Origin of the sequence: Streptomyces sioyaensis (assembly GCF_004122735.1) — a bacterium.
Taxonomy (GTDB): domain Bacteria; phylum Actinomycetota; class Actinomycetes; order Streptomycetales; family Streptomycetaceae; genus Streptomyces; species Streptomyces sioyaensis.
The window spans coordinates 1-4215 of record NZ_SDIF01000239.1; the positions used below are offsets into that span (position 1 = coordinate 1).

6 protein-coding genes are annotated in these 4215 nt (G+C 66.7%); 1 reads left to right on the top strand and 5 read right to left on the bottom strand.

All coding sequences use genetic code 11. The features are described from left to right. Nucleotides 1–50: 50 nt before the first annotated feature. The 4 genes from EST54_RS33405 to EST54_RS33420 form a co-directional block, all read right to left on the bottom strand. Nucleotides 51–359: a hypothetical protein gene (locus tag EST54_RS33405; protein ID WP_129251419.1), complete on the bottom strand. Its 309-nt coding sequence runs from the start codon at nucleotides 357–359 to the stop codon at nucleotides 51–53. A 51-nt stretch (nucleotides 360–410) separates the two neighbouring features. After that, nucleotides 411–785, bottom strand: a complete 375-nt coding sequence (locus EST54_RS33410) for a hypothetical protein (RefSeq protein ID WP_129251420.1) — start codon at nucleotides 783–785, stop codon at nucleotides 411–413. Between the two features lie 49 nt (nucleotides 786–834). After that, nucleotides 835–1563: a hypothetical protein gene (locus tag EST54_RS33415; protein ID WP_129251421.1), complete on the bottom strand. Its 729-nt coding sequence runs from the start codon at nucleotides 1561–1563 to the stop codon at nucleotides 835–837. A 78-nt stretch (nucleotides 1564–1641) separates the two neighbouring features. Beyond that, the gene (locus EST54_RS33420; protein ID WP_129251422.1) at nucleotides 1642–1968 is read right to left on the bottom strand and encodes a type VII secretion target; all 327 of its coding nucleotides are present in this window, start codon (nucleotides 1966–1968) and stop codon (nucleotides 1642–1644) included. 206 nt (nucleotides 1969–2174) lie between these two features. On the opposite strand from EST54_RS33420, the gene EST54_RS33425 reads away from it, so the two are divergent. After that, a complete protein-coding gene (locus EST54_RS33425) occupies nucleotides 2175–2939 on the top strand; it encodes an SIR2 family NAD-dependent protein deacylase (RefSeq protein WP_129251423.1) in 765 nt (254 codons plus the stop codon). A 65-nt stretch (nucleotides 2940–3004) separates the two neighbouring features. Here the strand turns inward: EST54_RS33425 and EST54_RS33430 are convergent, their stop codons facing one another. Further along, nucleotides 3005–4060: a lipoate--protein ligase family protein gene (locus EST54_RS33430; protein ID WP_129251424.1), complete on the bottom strand. Its 1056-nt coding sequence runs from the start codon at nucleotides 4058–4060 to the stop codon at nucleotides 3005–3007. Between the last annotated feature and the right edge of the window lie 155 nt (nucleotides 4061–4215).

Sequence of the window (4215 nt, forward strand, 5' to 3'; positions counted from 1 at the left end):
CGTCACGGGGGCATGGGCGGGACGTTACGGGCGGCGAGGTGGACAGGCCCTCACGACAGGAGCGAGAGCACCACCAGGCAAAGTGCCAGCGACGCAGCCATGCACCACCCGCCCAGGGTCACCAACCGTCCGCGCTCATCCCGCCAGCCGCGGAACATCACCCACAGGCCGCCGTACATCCCGCCCAGATTCAGCAGAGTCAGCCAGAGATGCCGTCCCGACATCATCGACATGACCACCAGCCCCAGGGGAATCAGGACACCGCCTCCCAGCAGCAGCGAGGTGAACTGGCCACGCTCCCGCAACGCCATCTCATCGGCCGGGGACGGCGGGTCGAGGTCCGGCAGTTCCGAGTTCATGCGATTCCTCCGGTCTGGGTCACGGCGTCGTCGCCGTACGAAAAAACGGCCTCAGTACACACTGAAACTACTCCCGGCGTGCCGGCCTCGGTCGTGTGCACTGCGCATGCGTGCGCGCCGTTCCTGCTCGATCTCGTCACGTTGCTCCTGGAGGAACTTCGCGCCCTCCTTCTCAGCATTCGAGCGCTCCTCCTCCGACATCTCGTCCCAGCTGTGCTGAAATTTTTCGACATTCCGCACGAGCTCCTCTTCGTACGCGCCCACTCGCACCGCTTCACGAAGCCCAATACGTCCGGAGAGGACCTCCTTTGCCATCTCGCCCAGGACATCTCCCCCTTTCCCGTCGGCCAGCGCTTCGAGCTGCTTCCGCAACACTCGAGCCATAGCTGGATCGCGTGCGATGGGGAGAAACTCTTCATCGCCCACGCGAGGGTCATCACCGTTTGCATTCATGTCACTCTCCCGGACGGAAGTTTTACACTGCGGGGTTGTCATACCCGCTCCCGGGCAGCGGGAATTTCTGCATATTTGCAGCATGAAAACGGGTGAGCTGAACCACCGTTCCTACTGAGCCACTGACCACGCTCTGCACTTCGGCGATCAGCGTCGTCAGCTTTCCCCAAAGGTTGATCATCTCCACGACCTCACCGGCGACCGCGCCGGCCGCGATGACCGGCCCGAAAAGCGTGAAGCTGGTGGAAGCTCCCGCAGCGGCCGTGATGGCCGCCATGAGCGCGAGGTCGAGAATTCCGCCCAACAGGTCACCGCATGCCTCGGCCGCGTGCCAGACCGCTTCCGTCACGCGTTCGTATTGCTCCTTGAGGTCGTCGAAGGACTCCTTCATGGCCGCTACGTCGTCGGCCAGCGTGTCGACATAGACGTACGCCGAGTCGGCGGCGTTGCCCGACCAGGTCGCGTCCAGCGCCTTGTTGCCCGACTCCAGATTCTTGGACAGATCCTCACAGAAATTTCCGAGCGACTCCCACGCCTTGGCGCACTGGGCATACTCTTCCCAGTTACCTCCGAGGAGCTTCTTCGCCTCATCGACCGGGTTGAAGTCAAAAGCCAGTTCCAGCCCTTTACTGATCATCGCAGAGGGGCTGAATACATCGCCATAGGAAGTCAAATCGCGGTAAACGGATCCTGGCTCTTCCTTATCTCCGTCAACCCGCGGCACGACGAGCCTACTGGTCGGCTCCGCCACATCATGAAACCCCAAGCAAATCCCCTCCGAGAATCCCCTCGCCCGTCATCAGGAATGAAAAGCGAGCGTGCACCGCAATTACCTCTTGGATGCCGGATACGTGGCATCCATTTTCGACGCCTCCCCCCGGTCCGTCCGCTCATAGAATGAAGCACTTCGCTCCATCTCGCGCTGCGATGAATCCAAGATTCGGTGCAACTGCTTCAACGTGGACTCGACGTGCGCCAGCACGCCATCGTGTCCGCCACCGAACATACTGGCCAGGGCTGAAATCGGCCCCTTGTCGAACGTGCCGATCGAACATTCGCGCCGCATGTAATCCAACGCGTGCCGGGCATCGCCGGAAGCCCTCGCCAGCTGCTTGGCAAATGCGGACAGATCTGTCGGCTGGACCTCGAACGCCATACTCCCTCACCAAAAAGAATAGCCAGACCAGAGGCTTCGGTTCCGCCCAAGAGGCTACCGGACAATAGCCCGCGGATTCTTCCTCGAAATGGACCGGATATTCCGATTCCTCTCTCTTCACGCCGGCTTGGCAATCCGGCACAGCTCGACTTACGTCCGTTCAAACCCGCTCGCTCCCACGGCCCCCGCCTCGTACCCTCGGCCCCATGACCGGCACCGATGTGTCCCCCGACCAGCCGCCCCGCCGACCCATGGTCGCGATCCTCACCGGAGCGGGGATTTCCACCGACTCCGGGATTCCCGACTACCGCGGGCCGAACGGGTTGTGGCGGCGGGACCCGGAGGCGGAGAAGCTCGTCACCTACGACGCGTACATGAGCGATCCGGAGATCCGGCGGCGCTCATGGCGGATGCGGCAGGAGAGCCCGGCGTTCCGGGCGCGGCCGAATGCCGGGCACGAGGCGGTGGCCCGGCTGGAGCGGTCCGGGACGCCGGTGCGGGTGATCACGCAGAACGTGGACGGGCTGCATCAGCTCGCCGGGGTGCCCGCACGCAAGGTGCTCGAACTGCACGGCACCGTACGGGCGGTCGTCTGCACCGGCTGTCATGCCCGGTCGGCGATGAAGGAGGCGCTGGCCCGGGTGACCGCGGGCGAGCCCGATCCGGCGTGTCTGGTCTGCGGCGGGATCCTGAAGTCGGCGACGGTGATGTTCGGCGAGCGGCTGGATCCGCAGGTGCTCGGAACGGCCCTCGGCGTGGCGAAGGCGGCGGAGGTCTTCCTTGCCGTCGGCAGCACGCTGCAAGTACAGCCGGCCGCCTCGCTCGCCGGGGTGGCGGCCGAGCACGGCGCCCGGCTGATCATCGTCAATGCCGAGCCGACCCCGTACGACGCACTCGCCGACGAGGTGATCCGCGAGCCGATCGGCACGGCCCTGCCGAAGCTGCTGGAGGGGCTGGCGGCGGGCGTCTGAGGCAGGGCCGGGGAACGTGCGCAGCGCCCGCCGCGGGTGCCCAGCTCGTCCGCCGCACCACACCCTCAAGGCACGCGGGCCGTCCACTCCCGGGAGCCGAACTTGTGCTCTGCCAGCTCCTGGGCACGTGCCAGCTCCGCGTCCGAGACCGTGCCGTCCGACCCGCCGTAGCGTGCCCGGAACGACGCGATCATCCGGGCGATGACCTCGGCGCGGGGCAGCCCGGTCTGGCGCCGCAGCGGGTCCACCCGCTTGCCGGCGCTGGCGATGCCCTCGTCCGTCAGCTTCTCCCGGCCGATCCGCAGCACCTCGGCCATCTTCTCCGCATCGATGTCGTACGCCATCGTCACGTGATGCAGCACCGCCCCGGCGCCCGCCACCACCCGTTTCTGCGCCGCTCCCGCGATCTTCCCGGTGTCCGTCGCGATGTCGTTGAGCGGCTTGTACCAGGCCGTGATGCCCATGTCGCCGAGCGCGCCCAGCACCCAGTCGTCCAGATAGGCATAGCTCTCGGCGAACGACAGCCCGTGGACCAGGGTCTCCGGCACGCTCAGCGAGTACGTGATGGTGCTGTCCGGCTCGACGAACATGGCGCCGCCGCCGGAGATCCGTCGCACGACCGTCACGCCGTGTTTCCCGGCTCCCCCGGGGTCGACCTCGTTGCGCAGCGACTGGAAGCTGCCGATGATCACGGCGGGGCGGTCCCACTCCCACACCCGCAGGGTCGGCGGGCGGCGGCCCGCCGCGACCTCGGCCGTCAGGACCTCGTCCAACGCCATGTGGAGGGCGGGGTGTTGGGGGCCGTCATGAAGGATCTGCCAGTCGTGGTCGGTCCAGTCCGTGGCGCCCGCGACCGCGCGGCGTACGGCGATTCCCACGGCCTCCGTGTTGAAGCCGAACAGCACGGCACCGGCCGGGAGGGCCGCGTCGATCCGGGCCGCCAGTACCCGTGCGTCGGTGTCGGCGGCGGCGCCCTCCAGGGAACGGTTGATGGCGGGCAACGCCTCGTCGGGCTCCAGGAAGAAGTCCCCGGAGACGCGGAGATGGCGCAGCGCGCCGTCCACGACATCGAGGTCGACCACCACGAGCTTGCCGCCCGGCACCTTGTATTCACCGTGCACGGTGCTGCCTCCCTGTGGGGTGTCCAGGTGTGGTGGCCATGTGGGGTGGCCGGGTGTAGTGGCCGGCGGCCGGGGTCCCCCTGTTGCCGACAACTGCTCTGTGATGAGGGGTATTCCCTTGTTCCCGGATGGGGGGTGGCCGGAGCCGGGGGGGG